At 40.7% G+C, this 25,636-nt stretch carries 20 protein-coding genes; 7 read left to right on the forward strand and 13 right to left on the reverse strand.

The genetic code is table 11. From position 1 onward, the window contains the following. Window positions 1-132: 132 nt before the first annotated feature. From ilvD to AAEY55_RS11610, 4 genes are all read left to right on the forward strand, one after another. Entirely contained in the window at window positions 133-1,812 is a 1,680-nt protein-coding gene (gene ilvD / locus AAEY55_RS11595; RefSeq protein ID WP_086998204.1) for a dihydroxy-acid dehydratase, read from the forward strand. Window positions 1,813-2,002: 190 nt separating this feature from the next. Next, entirely contained in the window at window positions 2,003-3,949 is a 1,947-nt protein-coding gene (locus AAEY55_RS11600; RefSeq protein ID WP_350545648.1) for a hypothetical protein, read from the forward strand. Window positions 3,950-4,043: 94 nt separating this feature from the next. Continuing rightward, window positions 4,044-4,502 (forward strand): thioredoxin family protein, encoded by a 459-nt coding sequence (locus tag AAEY55_RS11605; protein ID WP_089369087.1) that lies wholly within the window; start codon window positions 4,044-4,046, stop codon window positions 4,500-4,502. Window positions 4,503-4,685: 183 nt separating this feature from the next. Further along, a complete protein-coding gene (locus AAEY55_RS11610; RefSeq protein ID WP_089369088.1) occupies window positions 4,686-5,816 on the forward strand; it encodes a DUF2971 domain-containing protein in 1,131 nt (376 codons plus the stop codon). A 146-nt stretch (window positions 5,817-5,962) separates the two neighbouring features. Here the strand turns inward: AAEY55_RS11610 and AAEY55_RS11615 are convergent, their stop codons facing one another. Beyond that, window positions 5,963-6,841 carry a LysR family transcriptional regulator gene (locus AAEY55_RS11615; RefSeq protein WP_089369089.1) on the reverse strand — a complete coding sequence of 293 codons (879 nt, stop codon included), beginning with the start codon at window positions 6,839-6,841 and terminating at the stop codon, window positions 5,963-5,965. A gap of 121 nt (window positions 6,842-6,962) precedes the next feature. Between AAEY55_RS11615 and AAEY55_RS11620 the strand changes: the two genes are divergently transcribed. Next, window positions 6,963-8,033 (forward strand): YeiH family protein, encoded by a 1,071-nt coding sequence (locus tag AAEY55_RS11620; RefSeq protein ID WP_089369090.1) that lies wholly within the window; start codon window positions 6,963-6,965, stop codon window positions 8,031-8,033. A 29-nt stretch (window positions 8,034-8,062) separates the two neighbouring features. On the opposite strand, the gene AAEY55_RS11625 is transcribed toward AAEY55_RS11620, so the two are convergent. Both AAEY55_RS11625 and AAEY55_RS11630 read right to left on the reverse strand, forming a co-directional pair. Then, window positions 8,063-9,382: a DASH family cryptochrome gene (locus AAEY55_RS11625; RefSeq protein WP_089369091.1), complete on the reverse strand. Its 1,320-nt coding sequence runs from the start codon at window positions 9,380-9,382 to the stop codon at window positions 8,063-8,065. A 134-nt stretch (window positions 9,383-9,516) separates the two neighbouring features. Then, window positions 9,517-11,244 (reverse strand): DUF885 family protein, encoded by a 1,728-nt coding sequence (locus AAEY55_RS11630; protein WP_024605507.1) that lies wholly within the window; start codon window positions 11,242-11,244, stop codon window positions 9,517-9,519. A gap of 216 nt (window positions 11,245-11,460) precedes the next feature. On the opposite strand from AAEY55_RS11630, the gene AAEY55_RS11635 reads away from it, so the two are divergent. Beyond that, the gene (locus AAEY55_RS11635) at window positions 11,461-12,048 is read left to right on the forward strand and encodes a DUF4202 domain-containing protein (protein WP_350551376.1); all 588 of its coding nucleotides are present in this window, start codon (window positions 11,461-11,463) and stop codon (window positions 12,046-12,048) included. A gap of 82 nt (window positions 12,049-12,130) precedes the next feature. Here AAEY55_RS11635 and der read toward each other — a convergent pair whose 3' ends face one another. From der to ndk, 9 genes are all read right to left on the reverse strand, one after another. Then, a complete protein-coding gene (der, locus tag AAEY55_RS11640; protein WP_011329772.1) occupies window positions 12,131-13,594 on the reverse strand; it encodes a ribosome biogenesis GTPase Der in 1,464 nt (487 codons plus the stop codon). Between the two features lie 93 nt (window positions 13,595-13,687). Further along, the gene (gene bamB, locus AAEY55_RS11645; protein ID WP_011329773.1) at window positions 13,688-14,866 is read right to left on the reverse strand and encodes an outer membrane protein assembly factor BamB; all 1,179 of its coding nucleotides are present in this window, start codon (window positions 14,864-14,866) and stop codon (window positions 13,688-13,690) included. Between the two features lie 10 nt (window positions 14,867-14,876). Beyond that, window positions 14,877-15,497, reverse strand: a complete 621-nt coding sequence (locus AAEY55_RS11650; protein WP_011329774.1) for a tetratricopeptide repeat protein — start codon at window positions 15,495-15,497, stop codon at window positions 14,877-14,879. 47 nt (window positions 15,498-15,544) lie between these two features. Next, the gene (gene hisS / locus AAEY55_RS11655; RefSeq protein ID WP_011329775.1) at window positions 15,545-16,825 is read right to left on the reverse strand and encodes a histidine--tRNA ligase; all 1,281 of its coding nucleotides are present in this window, start codon (window positions 16,823-16,825) and stop codon (window positions 15,545-15,547) included. A gap of 179 nt (window positions 16,826-17,004) precedes the next feature. Then, window positions 17,005-18,123, reverse strand: a complete 1,119-nt coding sequence (gene ispG / locus AAEY55_RS11660) for a flavodoxin-dependent (E)-4-hydroxy-3-methylbut-2-enyl-diphosphate synthase (protein ID WP_086998188.1) — start codon at window positions 18,121-18,123, stop codon at window positions 17,005-17,007. A 5-nt stretch (window positions 18,124-18,128) separates the two neighbouring features. Then, window positions 18,129-18,992 (reverse strand): RodZ domain-containing protein, encoded by an 864-nt coding sequence (locus tag AAEY55_RS11665; RefSeq protein WP_179807759.1) that lies wholly within the window; start codon window positions 18,990-18,992, stop codon window positions 18,129-18,131. Next, entirely contained in the window at window positions 18,989-20,755 is a 1,767-nt protein-coding gene (gene pilW, locus AAEY55_RS11670) for a type IV pilus biogenesis/stability protein PilW (RefSeq protein WP_350551381.1), read from the reverse strand. Before pilW ends, AAEY55_RS11665 begins: the two co-directional genes overlap by 4 nt. 146 nt (window positions 20,756-20,901) lie before the next feature. Beyond that, on the reverse strand, window positions 20,902-22,032 hold the full coding sequence (locus tag AAEY55_RS11675) for a bifunctional tRNA (adenosine(37)-C2)-methyltransferase TrmG/ribosomal RNA large subunit methyltransferase RlmN (protein ID WP_086998182.1): 1,131 nt from the start codon (window positions 22,030-22,032) through the stop codon (window positions 20,902-20,904). Between the two features lie 169 nt (window positions 22,033-22,201). After that, the gene (gene ndk / locus AAEY55_RS11680) at window positions 22,202-22,633 is read right to left on the reverse strand and encodes a nucleoside-diphosphate kinase (protein ID WP_011329780.1); all 432 of its coding nucleotides are present in this window, start codon (window positions 22,631-22,633) and stop codon (window positions 22,202-22,204) included. A 229-nt stretch (window positions 22,634-22,862) separates the two neighbouring features. Here ndk and yegQ point away from each other — a divergent pair, with 229 nt between their 5' ends. Next, entirely contained in the window at window positions 22,863-24,269 is a 1,407-nt protein-coding gene (gene yegQ / locus AAEY55_RS11685) for a tRNA 5-hydroxyuridine modification protein YegQ (RefSeq protein ID WP_089369096.1), read from the forward strand. Between the two features lie 79 nt (window positions 24,270-24,348). Here yegQ and AAEY55_RS11690 read toward each other — a convergent pair whose 3' ends face one another. Continuing rightward, on the reverse strand, window positions 24,349-25,233 hold the full coding sequence (locus AAEY55_RS11690; protein ID WP_350551384.1) for a LysR substrate-binding domain-containing protein: 885 nt from the start codon (window positions 25,231-25,233) through the stop codon (window positions 24,349-24,351). Window positions 25,234-25,636: the final 403 nt, after the last annotated feature.

Consider the following 25,636-nt stretch of genomic DNA (forward strand, 5'->3'; position numbering starts at 1 on the left):
GTAAACTTTAACTGCTTTAAAAGTTAAAACCATCTATTATAGCAAGCCCTACCGCATTAATTATGCAAGGTGGGGCTTGTTTTTATAATTTGTTCTATTAATAAACCTTGTAAAAAGTAGGTAAGGTAAGAAATGACTTCTGAAAAACCACGTAAATATTCACAAAAAATTGTAGATGGTAGCGCTCAGGCTCCTAGTCGTTCTATGTTACGAGCGGTAGGTTTTAATGATGACGATTTTAAAAAATCTCAAGTTGGTATTGCCTCTACATGGTCTATGGTAACACCGTGCAATATGCACATTAATACACTTGCCGAAGAAGTGGGTAAAGGCGTAGATAGCGCCGGTGCGAAAAGCGTTATTTATAATACCATTACCGTATCCGATGGTATTTCTATGGGCACCGAAGGGATGAAATATTCTTTAGTATCACGCGAAGTAATTTGCGACTCTATAGAAGCGGTATCGGCGGGTATGGGCCACGACGGTATTATTGCTATTGGCGGTTGTGATAAAAATATGCCGGGTTGCTTAATGGGCTTAGCACGTTTAAACCGCCCCTCTATATTTGTGTACGGCGGTACAATTTTACCCGGTGAAAATCATACCGATATAGTTTCGGTATTTGAAGCGGTGGGCAGCTACGCGGCAGGCGATATTCCAATTACGCAATTAGAACATATTGAAAAAACAGCCATACCAGGGGCCGGTTCGTGTGGTGGTATGTACACGGCAAATACGTTAGCCTCAGCAATTGAAGCTTTAGGCATGAGTATGCCAAATAGTTCTGCGCAAAATGCTATTTCACAAAACAAAAAACAAGACTGTATTGATGCGGGTAAAGCGATTGTTTATTTGCTAGAGCATGACATTAAACCTTCCGATATTATGACCAAAAAAGCGTTTGAAAATGCAATTACGCTGATCATTACCTTAGGCGGCTCAACCAATGCGGTGCTGCATTTAATTGCTATGGCTGATGCGGTAGGCGTTGAAGTAACATTGGATGACTTTGTGCGTATTGGCGATAAAACACCAGTAATTGCCGACTTGCGCCCAAGCGGTCAATATTTAATGTCGGAGTTGATTGAAATTGGTGGCATTCAACCACTGATGAAGCGTTTATTAGATGCCGGTATGCTGCACGGTGACTGTATGACAGTGACAGGCAAAACCATGGCCGAAAATTTAGCCGATGTAGCAGATTACCCAGCAGGGCAAAATATTATTTTACCTTTTGATCAGCCAATTAAAAAAGACAGTCATTTAGTTATATTAGCTGGCAACTTAGCGCCAGAAGGAGCAGTGTCAAAAATTACGGGTAAAGAGGGTTTACGCTTTACCGGCAACGCAAAAGTATATGACTCAGAAGAGCAAGGCTTTGCCGCTATTATAGATGGGCAAGTAGTAGCCGGAGACGTTGTAGTAATTCGCTATGAAGGTCCTAAAGGTGGCCCAGGTATGCGTGAAATGCTAAGCCCCACTTCAGCTATTATGGGTAAAGGTTTAGGTAACGATGTGGCGCTTATTACCGATGGTCGTTTTTCAGGTGGTAGTAGGGGTTTTGTTGTGGGGCACGTTACACCAGAAGCTTACGAAGGCGGCGCCATTGCACTAGTAGAAAATGGTGACAGCATTACTATTGACGCGCAAAGCCGTGAAATGACTCTTAATATTACTGATGAAGAAATGGCCAGTAGGAAACAACGTTGGCAACAACCTGCGCCAAAATACACCCGCGGATTACTAGCAAAATATGCCAGAACAGTAAGTTCAGCTTCTACCGGAGCCGTGACCGATAAGCCAAGTTAAGGCACAATTAATCGCTAAAATTAGCGATTAAACTCCCCTAAATAGAGCGAGTTTTAATCCGCAAAGATCAACACGCCCTAGATAACCTTGTTACTTTATTTGTAATTTAAGTAACAAGGTTATAAATCGCTCAAGTTTTTAGTTGGCCGACCGATATATACTTAATAGCAGTTTGCGATTAAGGATGATCATGATTAACAATGGGTTAAATAACCACTCTAGTTTAGCGACAAAGCAAGTACTGCCAGTTGATAATGCAAACCATACCCTTAGCAGCAAACTGCAACATAGCCCACTCGAAATAGCGCCAAAATTAATACCAGAGTTAGCAACAGAGCTATCACCCAAAATAACGTCCGATTTTCTCAGTCAGTTTAGCGACGAAAAAGTTGCCCAATTACTGCAACAACAACTTTCGGTGCTGATCACTCCTGCAAAAAAAGCAAATATATCGAACTACCACTACAGCGCTGAAGAGTTAGCTATACGTACTGTAATAACGAGTCAGCAAGAAGGGCTACTTAAAAATGAGCATAGCGATAAGCTCATACAACGCTTAAATAAATCGGTAAAAGATATTCAGGGTGCTTACGCTAACACCAGTGATATTTTATTTAACCTGGGGCAATTAGGGCATCAACAAACATCATTTTTAGCCTCTAGTCAGCAGCGTGTTGAGCGTGCGCTTAACCCTTATATGGAGAGTATTAATCGCAGCAAGCATGAGGATGACGATAACTACCGCTTTCAATTATCAGTAAAAACCAAAGAAGGCGATATTATTAATATTACCTTTAACTCATCGCAAGGTTATGATGAAAGTGCTGGTAAAACGGCTGATAATTTTAGCCTTAGCTATGAAGTAGAAGGGGATTTGTCAGAGGCTGAGCATCAGGCGCTAACTGAAGTACTTGCAGGTGTAGGTGAAATGGCTGATGAGTTTTTTAAAGTCAGTCAATATGCTAACAGCCGTTATGTGCCGGTAAACCAAGGCGATATAAACTTAGACTTTTTAGCTGATTTTAATCATCAGCAGTTATCTGGTTTTAATGTGTCGTTTTCAACAACGCAAAATGATGTGCTTGATATAGGCGAAAACACGCTTGATTTAAGTTACTCAATTGATGAAGCATCGAATCAGCAAGCACTTGTGTTTAAATCAGAAAGTGGGCAAAACGAAATAGACTTTGCACTCGATATGTCGACCATTGGTGCTAAAGACACGCAGCAAGTGCAGCGGTATTTAGCGTCGCTCGATCAAAGCCTAGAAGATAGCCGAGTAAACAGCACCAAAGACGATAAAGAGTCGGCATTTGGGCGCAAAGGCGACGAGGCAATGCAGCAAGGTTTTGCATTGTTTAAAGGCGCTTTTACGAGTATGTCATCAGCGGCTGAGCGTTATAGCAATTTGGAGTCACTTGCAGATCAGCACTTTAATGACGGGCGCGCCATGGTTGCCGATTTGGTTGATAACATGATTACAAACGATGCCCGTTACCAAGGGCTTGGTAATAAGGCGCCAAATACATTAGGAGCGGGTATTTCTAAGCTCGCTGATTTTGATGCTACATTTTCTTATGCGCTTGATAACGGCGATTATCAGCCTAAAAGTACAATTGAGCTAAGCCAAGCGACTGAACAAGCCCAATTAGGGGATCTTAGCGGTGTAACGCAAAGTAAAAATGTAAGTAGCCACTTTGATTATCAATACAGTCGCCCTGATTACTACAACAAAGAAGAGAGTTATAACGTAGGTACTGCGGTTAAAAATAAAGAACTTGTGGGGCTTGATCAGTCTCACGAGGTTGATGTTGATACAAAAATGTTTGAGTTTAATCCGCAAACCAATCAATACGAGCTGCAAATGGCGATGCAAGAACAAACCATTAGTAAAAGCAACATTCGCTTAATTGACGATATTTGGCTTGAAGAAAACGAAAACAGCTACAACATGAATAAAAAAGAGCGTGTTGAGAGTGACGAAAAGCAAGACGAGTTTAAAAAAACAAGCAGCCATTCTCATAATAAACTAGTTACCTTGATTGGTGATTTAGACAAGCTAGCTGAGAATAAAAACGTAAGGCGAGAATATTTAACTAACTTATCGCAAGTTAACTTTTTTATGGATAAAAAGTAACGGTTTTGAGTTGTTCACTCCACACTCAATATTGGGTATAGTCGTTAAATGCTTTATTTAATACTTAATTAAATACCTACTTAAAGAGTACCTTATGTTTAAACAATTAATTTTACTGTGCGCTTTAAGCATGCCGCTTATAATCTGCGCTGCTACGGCGCCATTTTCGGGCGAGATAAGTACGCAAGCACTGCTAAGCGACTACGACAAGTTTAACGAACACTACAAGGCGTTTACGCCAACGACGCAAGATATAGCGCTAATGCAAAAGCTAGAAGGCAAAGAGCTTATTGTATTATTTGGAACGTGGTGCCACGACAGTGAGCGCGAAGTGCCAAAGCTCATTAAGTTACTTGATGCATCGAAAGTACAACTTGCAAGCATTGACTATGTGGCCGTAGGTTACAACAAGCAAGACGATGCAGGCATTGCACAGGCTCACGACTTACAATACACACCTACGTTTATTGTTAAACAAAATGGCAAAGAGTTAATACGCGTAATTGAAAAACCAACGGGTACGTTAGCGCAAGATTTAACTCAGGGTTTGTAAGTTCAGCTTGCTCGTATTTGGTTTACCGATTTAGCAAATAGGTTTATGAGGTAGCTGCTGGACTCATATAACTAGTCTCCTGGTATTTTAATGTGTGAAGTCGAGGTATGACCCATTTGGCTATCTTTGATTTTTGCATGATGGGCGCACTATAAATTGTTTCTTCTAGTATGAGTGGTAAAGGTGAACTTAAAACAAATCAAACAGCTTAGAAAAACTCACTCTCTCGAGAAATTTGAGTTGGTTAACTGTGAACGAAATATTACGGGGCTCAATACCCATTACAGCGTCTCAGTTACGTTAGGTGATTCTGTAACAAATTTCAATATACTTGCGAGTGATACTGATACCGTTTTATATATTGAGCGGTGGGCTGATGAAGTTAGTTTTGTGCGAACAGAGCGATCTGAAGAGATTTCCAAAAATGTTTTTCAGCCATTTACAAATGGCGAAACCCTATATGATGATACAGTGATTTGGAAGTACATGGATTTGAGCAAGTTTATTTCTTTACTTTCAACTCAATCCCTTTGGTTTGCAAGATTAGATAAAAACTGGGAAATTGACCCGTTGGAGGGGAAAGTTCCAACTGCACATTGGGAATCACTTGTAGAAAGAATTCTAAATACCAAATTTGCTCCTCAGTTTTTTGGTAACAGTAAAGTTCAGTTTGGCGGAATGCCAGAAGCAGGAATGGCGCAAGTTCCGCAATCCGAACAAAAATCGAGGGAGATCGATTTACAAAGAAATATGTATGAGGCTGCCATCTACAATTCTTATGTGACTTGCTGGAATATCAGCACTCATGAGTCTTATCATATGTGGAAGTTATACTGTAATCATCACAACGGAATTGCAATTAAGTCTACTATAGGTCGACTTAAATCATCATTAGGAAAAAACAAAAACTATACTGTACTAGGTGGACTTATTGAATACTTAGACTTTAAAAACCAAATGCCAGCTAGAGGCGACAACCTTTTAACACACATTTATTGCAAAAGCATGCCATATTCTTTCGAGAATGAATTTCGTTTATGTTTCAGAGACTTTGGTTTTGTAAATGATGTCATAGGGGGACACGCCCCGTATTCAGAAGATCCAGAAGAGATTAGATCTATCTTAGATTCCTACAGAGCAGGATATACTGTCAAGTTGGATTTAAATACTCTCATTGAATCAGTCGTAACATCTCCCCACTCTGACCCTTGGTTTTTTGACTTAGTCACTTCAATCGTAGGAGATGGTCGAGAATTTTCGAATTCACTTAGTGGTTTAAATACGCTCAGTGTAACTTCCTCTAACATGAATTAATACATTAGATAAATGGAGTAACAAGCGCATGTTTTCGAATTGGCTTTCCGGCGCGCTCTTAAACAACCACGATATGGGTATAACCAGTGTCTTCAAACCGCTCATTCGTTACTTACAGATCAGTTCTAGTTTAACTCACATAATCACTATTCACTAAACAGGCTTTTTTCGAACGCTTGCGCAGCGTGTGAAGACGGTCTGTCTTTATAATGCAGTTGATAAAGTGGCCGAGAGAGTTGCTCGTTATTTTTTTGGCTCAGGCGCGTTAATTTACCTAACTGCACTAAATCCTCAGTAACTACGTTTGGCAATAAAGCGACCCCCATACCTTGAGCAACAGCCCTTGCTATTGCCTCGTTGCTGCCCAATTGCATACTGCGCTCTGCTATTACGCCATGTTGGGCTAATAACTTAACCGACATTTCTAAAGTGCCCGAGCCCGGCTCGCGCAGTAGCCAAAACTGTTTGTTTAACCATGCATTTAAGTTTTTAGCGGGCTTAAAGTTACTGGGTATAACGATACTCATTAAATCGTTTTGCCAGTGCTTACTTATAATATGCGGCTCGATAGGTGTGCCTTCAACCAGTGCTAAATCGATAGTACATTCTAGTAGGGCAAGCTCAATTTGCGCGGTATTAGCCACTTGTACTTCTACTTTAATATGGGGGTACTGCGCGCAAAAATTAGCTAAATAGGGCGGTAGCCAATAGCTGGCAATGGTTGTACTAGTGCCTATAACGAGCGTGCCACGCTTAAGCCCTGTGCGCGATTTAATATCTTCAATGGCGGCTTTCTCAATGGCAAAAATACTACGAGCATGTTCAAAAAGTGCTTGTCCGCCTTCACTCAAGGTGAGTTTTTTACCCTTAGATGCGCGCTCAATAAGTTGTATATTTAGCTGATACTCAAGTTCTTTTAGCGCTTTAGATACCGCAGGCTGGCTTATAAAAAGCGCCTCAGCTGCGCCTGAAAAACTACCAAGCTTTGCTACCGTATAAAACACCCGAAGTGCATGCAAGTTCATTGTGTCTCTCAAATCACATAACTTTAAGTTATCGAATCATGATTTTAATGTATTGGAGTTATATTTTGCGCTTTCTTAAAATGAAGTCAACAGTTTAACGTTGTTCAATTGAGAGAATATTATGCTTAGCGCTATTAAAAATTTGGGTATTAATACTATGCAATACGGCGATGCGCGCTGGTGGTTAGGTATGCTGCTGGTGGTTGTTTTGGCGGGGGCATCTGTTGCATTAAGTAAGTTACCTATAATGCAAAGTGCGCAATTTAGCTCTTTAACTATTGGTATAGTGCTTGGCATTATTGTGGGTAACAGTGTGTTTTCGCGTATTGCTACGCAAACCGATATAGGTGTTGATTACGCTAAAAGTATATTACTCAAAGCGGGCGTTATTTTATTTGGGTTTAGAATTACTTTTGCGCAAGTAGCGGGTGTAGGCTGGCATGGCCTATTAACCGATATAGTAATGCTGTTAGGCACATTTATTTTGGCAGTGCAGCTAGGTAAGCGCGTATTTAAGCTTGATGAGCAAACAGTAATATTAATTGGCGCAGGTAGCTCTATTTGTGGCGCAGCAGCTGTAATGGCAACCGAGCCAGTTATAAAAGCGCAGGCACATAAAGTATCGGTAGCGGTGGCAACGGTGGTGGTGTTTGGCACGTTAAGCATGTTTGCCTACCCAATCATGTTTGAGTTTATGGGACTGAGTGAACACGCTTACGGTATTTTTGTAGGCTCAACTATTCATGAAGTAGCGCAAGTGGTTGCAGCGGGCACTGCTGTAAGCGCCAATGCTGCAGATACCGCCGTTATAGAAAAAATGCTACGCGTAATGATGCTTGCGCCATTTTTAGTGGGTTTATCGTTTTGGCAAAGTAAAAAGCATGCAAAAACAAACAATAACGTGCATGGCGGCGAGCAAAAAACGGGTATTACCATCCCTTGGTTTGCAGTGTTATTTATTGTGGCAAGTGGTGTGCATTCACTCTCTATTATTCCTCAAGTGGTTACAAGCGCTATTGTATGGTTTGATAATATATTACTCACTATTGCTATGGTGGCTTTGGGTTTACGCACACATGTTGGGGCAATTCGCCAAGCGGGTATTAAACCGCTGTTACTGGCGCTGTGTTTATTTTTGTTTTTAACGTTAGGCGGCTTTGCCATTAATATAGGCATTGCTGAGCTGTTTTAAACGTTATTTGGTAAAAGTTGATTGGCGGCTTAAATTGGCCAATCAACTTCGTTTAAAGTATCCAGCTGTGTGCTGGTATTTTCATTGCCTTGCCATTTATTAGTGTAAACAGCGTGCGGATCAAACTGCGCGGTTTGTTTTTCAATATTAAAGTGCCTACCACCACGCGGGTCGACCCCTACACCCGCTATATATTGCCAATTACCCCAATTAGCGGCTACATCGTAATCAATCAATTGTTGTTCAAAATAAGCCGCGCCATAGCGCCAATCAAGGCCAAGTTCGTTAACTAAACAACTTGCTGCAACTTGTCTTGCTCGGTTTGATATATAACCAGTAGCATTAAGCTCATTCATAATGGCATTGACTAATGGGTAGGGCGTTGAGCCATTACACCACGCTGCAAAGCGATTTGGCATAAACGTAGTAAGGGGCTTGGTTTGTTTTTGGCCTTTAAAGCTAAACAGGCTGTTGCCCGCATTGAGTGCATGCCATTTAAAATACTCTCGCCATAGCAATTCAAACTTAATCCAATAAGTAGATTCGTTTGCAATATGTTTATGTTCGTACTCTTCAACCGCTTTATAAACTTGCCGTGCACTTACACAGCCAAAGGCAAGCCAGGTACTAAATTTTGTGGTGTTATTAAAGCCATCAAGCTCGTTTCGAGTTGTTTTATAGGTACTTGGCAGTAAGCCCGAAAAGTACTGCGCTAAATGAGCTTGCACACTTTTAAATCCGCCGTGCATTATCGCGTTGTTGTCATCAGTATATTCACTAAGCTCAATTGGTTTGGCCGCACATAATGTTATAGGTTGAGGGAGTAAACCTTTAGGCAGGGTTGAGGTTGTTATAGGTATGTTTACCGCCTCTACTTTTTTTCTAAATGGGGTAAAGCTTTTAGGTAGCTCGTTTAAATCAAAAGGGAGATCACTTTGTTGAAATAGAGTATCTTGTTGAGTTGTTTTAAATATGACATGTGAGCAATGTGCTTTTAGTCGGGCGAGTTGACGCTGCTCATAGGTTCCAACATGTTCACTGCACACTACTTCGTCAATGTGTTGCTCAGCTATGCGCTGCTTTAAAACACTAAAAGTTTCGCCCTCAAGTACGTGAAGAGTTTGCCCGCGTTCAATAAGTGCTTGTTGCAGCTCAAATAAGCTTTGCATTAAAAACTGTTGTTTGTGCACGCCATATGGCTTTTGTTGGTGGTTATTATTTTTAAACCAGTGCGGGTTTATTACAAATACAATATCGAGCGCACATTGCCCAGTAGCAAGTTCGCTTAAAATAGGGTTGTCGTCTATTCGTAAATCGTTTTGTAGCCAATATAAAATACGTTTGCTCATAGGTTTGCTCAGGTTTTTAAACTCTAAAGTGGTACGAAGCAAAAGCGGGTGAGGATTAATGGTTAGGTATTTTAATTAGCTCGGCAGTTTACTTAACTAATAGAGACGGCTAAGTAAGCCGTCTCTATTAAAATTTAAATAGCTGATTTTTGCTCTGTTATCCAATCGTTTATTACATCTTCTAGCACTTCCATAGGGAGTGACCCTTGGCCGATTACGGTGTCGTGAAAGCTGCGTATATCAAACTTAGCACCTAGCTCTTTTTCGGCTTTTGCACGTAGTTCGCGTATTTTTATTTCGCCCATTTTGTAAGAGAGCGCTTGGCCTGGCCATGAAATATAACGATCTATTTGATCCTCGACCGCGCTTTGTGGCAAAGCAGTGTGATCTGCCAAGTAGTCAATTGCCTTTTGGCGGCTCCAGCCAAATGCATGAATACCGGTATCAACAACGAGTCTCACGGCACGCCACATTTCGTAACCTAAACGACCAAAGTCGCTGTATGGGTCTTGATAAAAGCCGGCTTCTTTACCTAAACGTTCGGTGTAAAGTGCCCAGCCTTCACCAAATGCTGAATGGCTAAGTGTGCGTCTAAATTCGGGTACATCTAACTCCATTGCAATAGCGTTTTGTAAATGGTGCCCTGGTATTGCCTCGTGCAGGCTTAGCGCTTCTAAATTATACAAAGGTTGCAATTTAGGTGTTGAGGCTAAAAAGTAAGTGCCAGGGGAGCGGTTATCAGCAGGTGGCATATAAAACGCGCCGCGACTCGCTGAGCCTTTTATAGTAAAGGTATTACGTGGTAAATGATTAAAATAGGTTGGTAACTTGCCATACATTTTTTGCGTAATAAAGGCTGTTTTTTCAAGCAGGTCTTGCGCGTCTGTTGCGTAAAATTGCTCGTCGGTTGCTAAAAATTCTAAAAAATCGCTGTAAGAGCCATCAAAGCCTACTTTATCAATGATGTTTTGCATTTGTGTTTTTATACGTGCCACTTCTTTTAAGCCAAGCTCGTGTATTTGCTTTGGTGTGGCATTGGTTGTGGTGTAGTAATTAACTGTATATTTGTAATACTCAAGCCCGCCTTTAACGCTTGAAATACCCGGCTGCGCTCTACAGTTAGGCATGTAATCGTTTTCAAAAAAGTCGTAAAAGTGTTGATAAGCCGGAACTACTTTTGAGCTAATTAAGGCTTTTGCTTTGTTTTGGTATGTTGCCTTTTGCTCTGCTGTAAATGTATTTGGTATGCGTGTAAAGGGCTCGTATAAGGCGCTGTTTTCAGGTTGCTTAACAATATGAGCGTTAATACTCTGGCTGTAATTTTCAAATGTTTTGCAGTAGTGCGTGTAACCCTTTTCAATACCTTCTTTCATCAAGTTAATGTTTTCTTGATTAAAGCGAGGGTAGTCGGCAAGGCTTACTAAAAATGCGTTGTAATCATCAGGCGTTAAAAACGCCATATTAGCCGGTGCTTCGGCAAAGTAAGTATGCCAGCCACTTAAAAAGTTAACTTGAAAATACTTATCTTGAAAAAGGTAGCTTTGCTGCTCTGTTTCTCGCTCATATTTAAATAAACGATAGTTCATTAGCTGCTCGCTATTGAGCGTTTTAGGGTCAATACTAGCTAAGTTTTTTAACACACTGTTGTTGTAAGCTTGGCGCTTCGCAATGGCTTGCTCGGTCCAATGTGGCAATGTACCACTGGGTTTCCAGCCGTCTGGATCGGTACGAAAGAATATTTTTTCGGCTTTTGCATTTTGCCAATGGTTATCAATAATCGTTTTTAAATCAGTGTTACTGTCGGCTAGGCTTGGTAGTGGTGCAACAGCTAAACAAATAGCTAAAATACTTTTTTTAAACATAGTCATCCGTTATTGGCGAGTTAGTCGCGCTTTTTTATTTTAATTTGTGCTCAATATAGTACCAAGTTAACTTAATCAATGCGCTTACTTTTATAACTTGTGCCTCTAGGCTTTACTTTTTGATTGAACAAATTTCACTTCATAACTGATTGGGGCACTAGTTTATTGTTTTATCAGCGTTTAGAATGATAAAAACTAATTATAATAAAGGTCGTCATGTTTAATAAAGTAATAACGCTGATTGATGAAGCGAATAACCAAGACCCAAATACTGAGCAGCACAATGGAGAAAGTTTTCCAAAAGAGTATTTATACTCACAGCGTATGAGCGAAATGCTAACTCGCTTTAAACCTGATGCCGATGAGCTTATGCAAATTGCAGTGCGTGCACAGCATATTCAGCGTTGGAAGTCGCCACGTAGCGATTTTGAAATGAATAAACAGGGTTATCATCAATGGCGCAGTGCTCTTTATATTTTTCATGCGTCACTAGTCGTTGAATTAATGAAACAAGCTGGGTTTAGCGATACAGACCAAAACCGTGTTTATAACGCTGTTGCTAAAAAAGATATTAAGCGCAATCTAGACAGCCAATTAGTAGAAGATGTAGCAAGTTTGGTGTTTATTGAGCATTACATGCTTGGGTTTGCCAATGCAAAACCAGATTATAATGAACAAAAATGGCTTGGCATTATTCGCCGTACATGGCAAAAAATGTCTGATGAAGCGCATGAGTTTGTACTTACAGGTAAGATTACATTACCGGCGCCGCTTGTTGGGCTTATTCATAAAGCGGTTGCGTAATACTTTATTTTAAACAAAAAAATGGCGTACATTTAATGTACGCCATTTAATATTTTAGTACCTAGTACCTAGTACCTAGTACCTATTTGTTACGGTTTTCTTTACTAAACGCACGAATTTTACGTTTTTGCGATAGTGTTATTTTATTAACACGTCCGGCAAATGGGTTATCACCTTCTCTAAATTCGATTTTGATAGGTGTGCCCATAATTTTCAGTGCTTTACGGTAGTAGTTCATTAGGTAGCGTTTATAGCTATCAGGTAAATCATGAACTTGGTTACCATGAATAACGATACGTGGTGGGTTATAACCACCGGCATGCGCATATTTAAGCTTAACACGGCGACCACGAACAAGTGGCGGCTGATGATCTGCTTGTGCCATGTCCATAATACGACGTAACATTGCGGTGCTTATACGCTTAGTAGCTGATTCGTACGCTTCATCTACCGACTCAAATAAATGACCTACGCCAGTACCGTGTAATGCCGATATAAAGTGTAAACGGGCAAAGTCGATAAAGCCTAAGCGACGATCTAGTTCTGATTTAATACGATCTTTAACATAATCGTCTAAGCCATCCCATTTGTTCACCGCAATAACCAGTGAACGGCCAGAGTTAAGTGCAAAACCTAATAAGCTTAAATCTTGATCAGAAATACCCGCACGAGCATCAACGACTAATAACACTACGTTACAGTCTTCAATTGCTTGTAGGGTTTTAATCACTGAGAACTTTTCAACCACGTCGCTTACTTTTTTACGCTTACGCACACCAGCTGTGTCGATTAAAATATATTCTTTGTCGTTACGGGTCATCGGAATATAAATAGAATCGCGGGTTGTGCCTGGCATATCGTAAACAATTACACGTTCTTCACCGAGTATACGGTTGGTAAGTGTTGACTTGCCTACGTTAGGACGACCAATAATGGCTAGCTTTACAGGTTTGTCTGCAAATGCTTGATGAGAGTCATCTTCACTGTCTTCTTGGTATAAATCGATAAGCTCTTCATCATCGTTACTTACATCTTCATCAAGCGCCGCTAATTCAGCAATTAAAGGCTGTAGCGTTTGCTCAAGTAATAACGTAATACCGCGGCCATGTGATGCAGCAATATGATGAATTTCGCCCAGCGATAATTGATAGAACTCAGCGCAGTTTGAATCGGCGTCAATACCGTCGGTTTTGTTAGCAACCACAAAGCATTTTTTCTCTTGCTTGCGCAAGTGATTAGCAATGGCTTGGTCAGCTACTGTCATACCTACACGGGCATCAACTAAAAACAGTACTATATCGGCTTCTTCAATGGCGAGCAGAGACTGATCAGCCATTTCGATTTCAATGCCTTCTTCAGAACCATCAATACCACCCGTGTCTACCACGATAAATTCATAGCCATCGTAATTTGCTTGGCCATATTTTCTATCACGAGTTAAACCTGGAAAATCGGCTACGAGCGCGTCACGAGTACGTGTTAAACGGTTAAATAATGTGGATTTGCCCACATTGGGTCGCCCAACTAGAGCGATCACGGGAAGCATAAACTACCTCTTTAAAAAACAACAAAAGGCTTCGCGTTGCGAAGCCTTACAAAAAATAATTAACTATTAGTGGGTTATACTAATAATCATAAGTTAGTTTGGTATTTGTACCGCACTAACTTCCCCATCTCGGGTATATAAAATCAGTTTATCGTTGGCAACAACAGGCTCAACAAAAAAGCCTGAACTGTCAAAGTCTTCACGAGATACTAGCTCGCCAGTGACTTTATTTAGCCAATGTAGGTTACCTTCTTGATCACCTAACGCTAAATATTCACCTGCAACTGCAGGGCCTGTTAAATACCAACCACGTAGAGCGGGTTGGCTCCAACGTTCAATACCTGAATCTTTATCCAATGCGTAAATAACACCGTTGCTATCTACTACATAAATACTTTGTGCATCCATGGCAATATCGCGGTAACTGCTGTATTCACGTTTCCATACAATATTACCAGAACGAATATCAACTGCCGCTAGGTTACCATTATAAGCAATAGCATAAGCGTATGGGCCGCTAATAAGTGGTTGTGTGTCTACATCAACTAGACGCTCAAACTCTGAAGCACCTTTAGCAACTGCAATTTCGGCACTCCATGCAGAGTAACCACTGTCTGAAATTAATACGCTTAATTTGCCGGTTTCTAGGCCAACTAATACACCACCATTTGCAACAGTAGGCGCGCTTTGTCCACGTAAGGTTAGCGCAGGTACTTCTTGCTCAAAGCGCCAGCGTTCTTCACCCGTATCAGGATGAAGGGCTAATAACTTACCCGAAGCTAAATTTACAAATACCAAACCGTCACCGGCAGCTGGTTTTGAAAGTGCTTCACCGGGTACGTTTTTACGCCAAACTTCTTCACCAGTTTCACGATCTAGAGCAATAACATAGCCATGCTCCGAACCTAAATATATTTTACCATAAGCTTGTAATATTCCGCCCGATAATTTTGCACTATCGTTATCGGCCCATGGCCAAAACGATACATCTTGGCGCACATCGCTTTTCCATAGCGTATCGCCATTTTCTAGCTTAAGTGCTTTTACTTGGCCTTCGCGGTTAGCAACGTATACGGTATCTTTATATACAGCAGGTGATAAGCGTGAAAAATAATGCTCTACACCATTACCAATTGATTCTTGCCATACAATATTAGTTTCGAACTGGTTGGCTATTTCAGGCAGAACCAGTTCTTCTTCGTCATCACTTGACGAGCAACCCATTAAAGTTGCCATGCAAAGTGCAAGCGTTGCGATTGTTATTTTTTTCATAGCTAAAACCTTATGCCGCTGGGCTTGTTACTGCTAGGTCATCTAACTTAATTTGTAATAGTGGATTACTGGTTAGTCCACCGGCATCAACCGCTGCTTGATATGCTGCGCGAGCTTGTTTTTTGTCGCCTTGCTTAGTGTAAATATCACCCTTAAGCTCTGCAACATTGGCAGAAAATGCGTCAGGTAATGATGCATTTAACGACGTTAGCGCTTCATCATACTGCTGCTGGGCAATTTGAACGCGAGCTAGGCGTGTAATAGCAATGGCTTTTAATTCATCGTTTTTTACGTTAGACACTATCCAGCTTAGCTTTTCGCTTGCGGCGTCTAGGTCATTTGCTTCTACAGCATCTTTAGCCGCTACAAATGCAGCTAACGTTGCGTAGTTGGTATCTTTATTTTCGCTAATAAAAGTATCAGCTGACGATAATACACTTTCGCCTGAAACCAATGTTGTGTAAGCGTCTGATGCTTGCTCAGCTGTGGTAATTTGGTTTTGGTTATACGCTTTCCAGCCATATAAACCACCTAAACCTACAATTACACCTAGTGCAAGAGAAAGGCCGTTTTCACGGAAAAAGCGCTTTATGGCTTCGGCTTGTTGTTCTTCTGTTGAATAAATATCCATTTTTACCTCTGTGATAGCTTTGGCATTAATATGCTTTTATTAAAATATTAGCTATTAATAAGCTCTGCTAATAGCGCTTTAGCTTGTTCTAATTCTAATGTGACTTGTTCTTTACGCTCGCGTAAATACTTAATGGTCACAACGCCTTGTTCTAATTCATCTTCACCGATAATAACGGCAACGAGTGCATCGCTTTTATCAGCACGTTTTAATTGTTTTTTAAAGTTGCCGCCGCCAGCATGCACCATAACGCGTAAGTTTGGCACATCGCGTCGAAGCGTCGCTGCAATAATAGGTGCTTGAATACTGGCTTTGTCGCCCATTGATGCTAAATATACATCAGCATTACGACGAATATCACCTACACACTCAAGTGCTTGTAGCAGTAGCACTAAGCGCTCAAGGCCCATTGCAAAACCTACTGCAGGGGTCGCTTTTCCACCAAGTTGCTCAACTAAGCCATCGTAACGGCCACCGGCACACACAGTACCTTGCGCGCCTAAGCTGTCGGTGATCCATTCAAACACAGTGCGGTTGTAATAATCTAAACCACGTACCAGTTTTTCGTTAATCGTGTATTTGACGCCGGCTGCGTCTAAACGTTCACATAAATTTGCAAAATGTTCTTTTGATTCAGTGTCTAAATGCTCAGATAGCTTAGGTGCATTAATTAAAATTGCTTGCACGTCAGGGTTTTTGCTATCAAGTACACGTAGCGGGTTTGAATACATGCGACGTTTTGAATCTTCGTCTAGTACATCAAGGTGTTGCTCAAGATAGGCAACCAGTGCATCACGGTAATTGGCACGTGCTTCGTTTGAACCTAACGAGTTAAGCTCTAAACGTACATGTTCGCTAATCCCAAACGATTCCCATAATTGCGCTGTAAGTAAAATAACTTCTGCATCTATGTCGGCACTCGCAATACCAAAGGTTTCTAAACCAAATTGGTGAAACTGGCGATAGCGGCCTTTTTGCGGACGTTCATGGCGAAACATTGGGCCCATATACCAAAGGCGTTGCTCTTGGTTATACAGTAAGCCATTTTCGTTTCCTGCGCGTACACACACAGCGGTGCCTTCTGGGCGAAGCGTAAGTAAGTCGCCATTACGATCGGCAAAGGTGTACATTTCTTTTTCTACTATATCGGTTACTTCACCAATAGAGCGTTTAAATAGGTCGGTTGATTCTACAATTGGAAAACGAATTTCTTGATAACCGAACGACGCAACGGTTTCGCGTAAAATATTTTCTACTTTTTGCCAAACTTGAGTATCGCCTGGTAGGCAATCGTTCATACCGCGAACTGCTTGAATTTGTTTTGCCACTGCTAAATCCTAAAAACTGTTGTTGTACAATGCTTGACTGCGACAACATAAAACTAAAAAAATTGACCCGATATTATAACCCTAATTTACACGTAAATGCGAGCTTAGAGGCGCGCTATTGCTAAGTTACCCAGCGATAGCACAATTTAAATAAAGGCCAAACTAACTAATTAAAGGTGTTACTCAACGATTTTAATATCGATAGGTGTTTGGTTTTGTTTTTTTGCAATAAAATCGCGCACGTAGCCTTCAAGTTGTTCAACAATATTATTGTTATCTATGCGGGCTTTTTGGCGTTCGCCATTAATATATAATCCTGAGCGACGACTAGCGCCGGCTAAACCAATATCACTTACCAATGCTTCGCCAGGGCCGTTTACTACACAGCCAATCACTGAGACCGAAACCGGTTCAATAATATCCTCTAAGCGCTCTTCTAATTGGTTCATGGTGCTAACTACATCAAACTCTTGGCGAGAGCAGCTAGGGCAAGCAATAAAGTTAATACCGCGAGAACGAATACGCAGTGATTTTAAAATATCAAAACCAACTTTAATTTCTTGCACCGGATCGGCTGCCAACGAAACACGTAGCGTATCGCCAATTCCTTCGGCAAGTAACATGCCTAAACCGACTGCAGATTTAACTGAGCCTGAGCGCATGCCACCGGCTTCGGTGATACCTAAATGCAGAGGTTGGTCTATTTCTTTTGCTAGCAAGCGATAAGCACCTACAGCTAAAAACACGTCAGACGCTTTTACTGATATTTTAAATTGATCAAAGTCTAAACGGCGCAATATGTTTACATGGCGCATTGCCGACTCTAATAATGCCTCGGGCGAAGGCTCGCCGTATTTTTCTTGTAAATCGCGCTCTAATGAGCCGCCATTTACACCAATACGAATAGGAATGTTGTGCTCGCGAGCCGCATCTACCACAGCCCTAATTCGCTCTTCGCTGCCAATATTACCTGGGTTAATACGCAGACAATCTACGCCATATTTTGCTACTTTTAAGGCAATACGGTAATCAAAGTGAATATCGGCTACTAACGGTATAGTTACTTGCTCTTTAATACTTTTAAACGCTTCAGCGGCGTCCATAGTTGGCACAGATACGCGCACTATATCGGCGCCGGCATCTTGTATTGCCTGAATTTGCGCTACGGTTGCATCTACATCCATAGTGTCGGTGTTAGTCATTGACTGCACGGCAATGGGCGCGCCATCACCTATAGGTACATTACCAACATTAATACGGGTTGATTTTCTGCGTTTTATTGGGGATTCTGAAAACATAGCGGCTACTCTGCTAGTGGTAATTTAAATTTAGCTAAACGATTTTTTGGAAAAGCTGATAGGTCAACAGCTTCACCGTTTAGAGTAATATTAACTGCATCATGCTTACCCAGCACAACCGAAAAAGGAGCTATGCCTGTTAAGGTCATTTCATAGCCTGCTTTTTTTACTCCAAACGCAATTTTTTCACCTTCGGCATCATAAATTTCTACCCAGCTCTCATCATTAAAAAGCATAACGATAGTACTACTATTGTTTGCTTCGTTAGGGGCTGTAGTAGTGGTGTTAATTGTACTATTACCGCTAGGTAGCGCACTTAATTGCTCACTTTGCGGTAATGCTACATTATTTGTTTCCAGAACTTGCTGCTGTGATGCGCCAATATTACTTTGCGCAGCCTGCTCTTGTTGTTCACTCATTATTGAGTTTTCAACATTAATATTACTTGTTTGCTCTTCGATAGGCATAGCAGTTTGCCACCACCACAAGGCAGAGGAGCCAATTACAATGGCTAAAATAATATAGCTGGCAATCATTAAACGACTGTCGTTAGCTTCTTTTTCAGTACGACGCGAAAAACTCTGCATATCAACGGGTTTTTCAGGCGTTGTAGGTGCAGGTAGCATAGCCAAAATAGGTGTATGATCAATTTTTAGCTCTCGGCAATAATTTTTTATATACCCTTTTACAAAGGTTGTAGGGCCAAGTAGTTGATATTCATCATTTTCTATACGTTGCACTTGTAACACAGTCAGTTTTAAATGTGTTGCCATAGTAGCAAGGCTAATGTCAGCGTTTTCTCTGTGTGTTTTTAATATTTGCCCAAGAGAAGGTTGTTCGCTTTGGGGCTGAGTAATTTCTTCATTCATAATAGGTATGAGTCTGGATCCACTAGTAAAAGATTGTGCCCTGGTGTTAGTGCTATATCAGGACTTAATTTATTCCATCGCATTAATTCATCAATTAATACCTGCCGCTGGGTAGCTATTTCAAAAAGGGTATCACCAGCTTTAATTTCATAATAAATGTTAGGATCGTTAAGGTAAATTTTACTGCCATTCATTACCCGATCTGACTCTTTTAATCCATTCCATAATAGGAGCTTTTGTAGTTTAACATTGTATCGTACCGAAATGCTAAATAGGTTTTCACCAAACTCTATAATATGAAACGGGACTGTAAGCGGCGCAACCTTAGGGTTGAGCATAGGTAGCTTATTGTCGTTACTTGTTGGCGCATTTCTCAGCTCTATGGTGTCAAGTTCGTTGCTGTTATTGCTAGCAAATACATCTGCATTTTTAGTGGGCTTATAAAAAACCACCTGACCATTATTACTAGGTTGAGCACTCGCTTGGCTGAAAGTAGTGTTAGTTGTATTTGCTTTATTAGCGCTGTTAATAGCAGGTTGAGGAGCACCAAAAGAAATTATTTTAACGTTATTATTAGCTGCAACCTGTGCTGCAACCTGTGCTGCAACCTGTGCTGCAGGCAAGTTGCTTGTTGGTGTCTCAGGCTGCGCGCTTAAAGGGCTAACAATAGCTTGTTTACTGCTTTGGTTTGTTGAGTTTGTTATTGGTTTTGCGTTAAGCACAGCGTTCGCCTGGCTTGGTGGTGCGACAGTTTTGCTTGATGGCAGAACTGGTTTAACTTCGGCTATTACTGCAGCTGGGTCTGTTACTGTTGCAACGGGCGTTTTATTAGCACTAATTAAGCTTGTTGAGTCATTTTGTGATGGACGCTTTTTACGAATTATTTTTATTTTAGGCTGTGAACTTAATTGCGCTTCGCTACCATCTTGTTTTAATTCATTGAGCTGCGCTTGACGATATTTTTCGCGCAAAACTTCAAATTCGGTTTGTTTTATTTGGCTATCTCTAATCGCAAAAGCCTGATCACTACTTGGGTAAGTTTGTAGGATAGTTGCAGCAATTTTCTCTGCTTCTTCAATTTTACCCATGCGCTGTTTAATTAAATAACTAAGTAATAAAGCACGCGGAGATATTTGCGCGGTATCGTCGTAACGCTTTAACAGTGCACTTGCTTTGTATAAATCGCTTTTAGCGTAATATAAAGCCGCTAAACTAATCAGCGTTGAAGCGCGCTGAGAACTGTGATTTATTGCTTGCTGAAAATAAGTTTCGGCGTTATCAAAGTCGTCAAATTCTATAGCGCACAACGCTAAGTTTTCGTAGCTTTGGGCAACACGGATATAGCTGGGTATTGCGATTGCTTTTAAAAACTGATCAGTAGCACGGTCGTATTCATCTATACCACATAAAAATACCCCATAGTTATTTAAGGTATTAGGATCGTCAGGTTTAATAGCAAGTGCTTTTTGATAGGCTAAATCGGCAAGTTTATTTTCACCAACTTGTTGATAGTAATACGCTAAAGAGTAGTGGACTTCGGGTAGGTTTGGCGCATATTCGCTGGCACGTTCAAGGTTATATTTTGCTTGAGAGTTATTACCCGTATTTAAATATTGTAAAGCAAGGGCAATGCGAGTTCGAGCTGCGCCTGCGCTATTAATTTTATTTTCGACAACGGGTTTATCACTGCCGTTATAACTATTTTCTGTAACGCAACCGCCTAAGGCGAGCGTAGATATAGTTAAAACTAGTAAAGGTCGCATTACCTTGTCTCTTTATTTTTTGTCCATAGCGCCTATCTTACCTAAAAGCATCTATGTTGCATCAATTATTTAAAAATAAACGACTTAAAAGCAATCAGTCTTGATATGAAGTATTAATTAAGACTGATTGCTATTTAGAGATGAGGTTATGCTTGGTGAATATTAACGGTAATCGCGTTATCGTCACGCATTTTCTTTTTAGCCAAGCGTTTTGTTCTATCAACAACATCGCCAGCTAATTGACCACACGCTGCATCAATATCATCACCGCGAGGGCGACGTACAATACAAGTAATGCCGGCTGCTTGTAAAACCTTAGAAAAACGGTCAATACGACTATTACTCGAACGCGTATATTCGTTACCCGGAAATGGGTTAAACGGAATAAGGTTTACCTTACAAGGAGTGCCTTTAAGCGTTTGTACCAATGCGTGCGCTTGGTCGGTGCTGTCGTTAATACCATTGAGCATAACGTATTCAACGGTTACGTCTTTATTTGCTTTAGAGCCATCGATATAACGACGACACGCCGCTAAAAACTCTTCAATAGGGTATTTTTTATTAACGGGCACTAAAATATCGCGCAGTGCGTTATCAGGAGCATGCAATGAAATAGCCAGTGCTACGTCAATTTTTTCTTTTAGTAAATCCAGAGCCGGTACCACGCCTGAAGTACTTAATGTAACGCGGCGCTTAGATAAACCAAAACCCCAATCGTCCAACATCAGTTCCATCGCGGGGACTACGTTTTTAACGTTAAGGAGTGGCTCACCCATGCCCATCATTACCACGTTTGTTACCGGGCGTTTTTCGCTGTGACCATCAAGGCCAATATCTTTAGCTACACGCCAAACCTGGCCAATAATTTCAGATACTTTTAAGTTACGGTTAAAGCCTTGTTGCGCTGTAGAGCAAAAAGTACATTCAAGCGCACAACCAACTTGCGATGATACACATAACGTAGCGCGTTCTTTTTCAGGGATCCAAACAGCTTCTACTTCTTGGCCGCCTTCAAGCACTAATGCGTATTTGATCGTGCCATCTTTAGCTTGTTGACGCACTGATATTTCTGGGGCAACAATTTCGCATTCAGCTTTAAGTTTTTCTTTAAGCTTTTTGTTTACGTTGCTCATATCGTCGAAGTTGTCTACGCCAAAATGATAAATCCATTTCATCACCTGGTCACTACGAAACGGCTTTTCACCGAACGATGCAAATAGCTCGCGCATCCCTTCTCGGTTTAAATCTAATAAGTTAATCTTTTTTTGCTCGGTCATGAAACAACCTCAATCGGTGACGGTGGAGATAAAAATTTACGAGGACGAATTGTACACAATTCACTCAGCTTAATCATTAAGTAAAACATTATAAGTTTACTGATTAATACCTTACATAATGACTAAAAAAGGGCCCGAAAGCCCTTTTCAATATGTTAACGAGTTCGAATTAACGAGTACGTGAACAAAGCTCTTCGTCAGCGAAGAAGTACGCGATTTCGCGAGCAGCAGATTCAACAGCGTCAGAGCCGTGAACAGCGTTTTCGTCGATGCTGTCAGCGTAGTCTGCACGTAAAGTGCCTGCTAGTGCGTCTGCAGGGTTAGTAGCACCCATGATTTCACGATTTTTAAGAACAGCGTTTTCGCCTTCAAGAACGGTAACCATTACTGGACCAGATGTCATGAAAGATACTAAAGCACCGAAGAAAGGACGTTCGCTGTGTTCAGCGTAGAAGCCTTCAGCTTTCTCTTGTGAAAGGTGAACCATTTTAGCTGCAACGATTTTAAGGCCAGCAGTTTCGAAACGGTTGTAGATAGCGCCGATGTGGTTTTTAGCAACTGCATCAGGTTTTACGATTGAGAAAGTACGTTCTAAAGCCATCTTAATGCTCCAATAATTTTAAGTGAAAGTGTGAATATTAACGGGCGCGAATTATACGCGTTTTAACGTAAAAATACTAATTATTATTAATAACCAATTTGATTGTTATTTTGTGATCTCGATCAAATACAAATAATTTGCTGCATTTATACTGCCGCGCTCTACACTTATTGTATTTGTTAATTATTCATGCAACTGGCTTGTAACCAGTTTTATGTATGGAGCGCTTATGCCATCAACTACTGTTAACTCTTCAAAAAATACACCGCCGTTTGCGTTTACCCCTGAACTATTATCGCCCGCGGGCAGCTTAAAAAACATGCGCTATGCCTTTGCTTATGGTGCCGATGCAGTATATGCAGGGCAGCCACGCTATAGCTTAAGAGTACGTAATAATGAGTTTGATCTTGAAACATTAAAAATAGGCATAGATGAAGCGCATGCACTGAATAAAAAGTTTTATGTGGTATCTAATATTGCGCCGCATAACGCTAAAGTTAACTCGTATTTACGCGACATTGAGCCGGTTATTGCTATGCAGCCCGATGCGCTGATCATGTCTGATCCGGGGTTAATTATGCTAGTGCGAGAAAAATGGCCGACTATGCCTATTCATCTATCGGTACAAGCGAATGCGGTAAATTACGCGAGTGTACAATTTTGGGCAAAACAGGGGATTGAGCGAGTTATTTTATCGCGCGAACTGTCGCTAGAAGAAATTGCCGAAATACGCAGGCTTTGCCCAAATACCGAGCTGGAAATATTTGTCCATGGTGCCTTGTGTATGGCGTACTCTGGACGCTGTTTATTGTCGGGTTACATAAACAAACGCGATCCAAATCAAGGTACATGCACTAATGCTTGTCGTTGGGATTACGATGTAAAACCGGGCGTTGAAAACGAAACGGGTGAAATGGTACATAAGTTCGATCCTAAAAGTATAATACCTACGCTTGGTGAAGGCGCTCCTAGTAGCGAAATAGTCATGTTAGAGGAGCAAGGTCGCCCCGGTGAATATATGCCTGCTTATGAAGATGAGCATGGTACTTATATTATGAACTCAAAAGATTTACGAGCAGTACAATATGTAGAGCAACTTACCCAAATGGGTATACATAGCTTAAAAATAGAAGGGCGCACCAAGTCTTTTTATTATGTAGCACGCACCGCGCAGGTTTATCGCAAAGCAATTGATGACGCAGTAGCTGGTCGCCCGTTTGATACCAACTTATTTAAAACCTTAGAAAATTTAGCCCACAGAGGCTACACCGAAGGCTTTTTAAAGCGCCATGCGCACCAAGACTATCAAAATTATGAATACGGCCATTCGGTATCAACTAAACAACAGTTTGTTGGCGAAGTGCTGGGTAGAGATGCTAACGGCTTAGTTGATATTGATGTAAAAAATAAGTTTTGTGTTGGCCATTCATTAGAGTTAATGACCCCACTAGGTAATATTAGCTTTGTACTTGAGCAGATGGAAAATAAAAAGGGTGAAAGTATTAGCGATGCTAAAGGTTCCGGCCATATTGTTAAAATAGCGCTGCCTCAAGCACTAGATTTAGCGTACGCTATTTTAATGCGTAATCTTGATGAGCATCAAGATACTCGCAATCCGTTTAAGCAAGCCGTTTAGTAATTACAGCAATACTTTAAGCGACTTTTATAGCGTTATGGTACTGAGGCTGAGTTATTAAAAAATACCTTGCAGCGCTTTAGCTAAAGTGTTGCAAGGTATAGTCTATTAGTAACCTCACACGATGAGGGATTTGTTTTCTGTCGCGATAAAGCATAGAAAAAGGCTGCCCTTCACTTTGCCAATCAGGAAGAATACGCTCAAGCGTTCCTGACTCTATTAATGGCAATGCAATATAATCAGGTATATAACTAATGCCAACACCCGATTCTACGGCATGTTTCATCATTTGAATTTCATCAACTTCAAGCCTAATGTGTTTTTTTGGCTCAACGTTATACACTTCATTAGTCAGTTTATTTTTTAATTGCCACGGGGCTAATCCAAAGCAAATAACTTTGGGTTGTTCTTCTAATTGCTCAGGGTGGGTAATTAAATGAGTGGTTTGGTTAGGGCGGCCACATATTATATTATGGGTGAGTTTCAACTCTCTAATAACCCAATTATCAATAGCTGGGTTTCGTACTCTAAAAGCAATATCAATGCCTTTTTTTTCGATATCAATTAAGTCATTTGAAAAACGTAAATCTAACTGTATTTCTGGATACAGCAGTAAAAAATCACAAAAAATAGCGCTTAAAAAATGCTTGCCCATGTAAATTGGCGCAGAAATTCTAATTTTACCTTTTGGTTGCTGCTTCTCATCAGATAACGCTTGCTCTATGGCGTCTACTTCCTCAAACAGTTTACAGTAGCGAGCGTAATATAGCTCCCCTGTATGAGTTAATGTAACGCGATGAGCGTCTCGATTAAGTAAGGTTAACGGTAGAGTTTGCTCCAATAAACGTATTCTGCGGCTTAAGGTTGATAATGATAGATTTAGACTTTCGGATGCTTTTTTAAAGCTACCTAATTTCACTATAGTGCAAAAATAACGTAAATCATCAAGGGAGTAATTAGGCATTATTAAAACCGCTTATCATTTCAAAACTTAATTATTGTTGAAGTTATGTTTAATCATAACAGCGGCGCTGTTAAATATCATTAGATGTTAAAAGTAGTGATTTAAAATTGGCCGCCCCCCCCGTGATTAGGGCGAAGCGATATCGCTGGCTAGTTCGCATTATGATATCTTGAGACAAAATGGCTTTGTTAAACAAGTATGCCTAGCTTTTATTTTCTCACTAGCAATTGTTTGCTTATGTTTGTAGCGATAAATTGAGACTTAAACTTAAGGGTATTATGAATTTTTGTGATGATATTTTTGAAGCTGTATTAGCTTTAGATGAGTCTACCCAATAGCGCCAAGTGCTCCATCTAAATCTAATGAGCCAAAGCGAGTTAATTTAGGTGGTGGTGAAAGGCGC

The sequence above is a fragment of the Pseudoalteromonas sp. 120-MNA-CIBAN-0494 genome, from assembly GCF_040308885.1.
GTDB classification, from domain to species: Bacteria; Pseudomonadota; Gammaproteobacteria; order Enterobacterales; family Alteromonadaceae; genus Pseudoalteromonas; species Pseudoalteromonas nigrifaciens.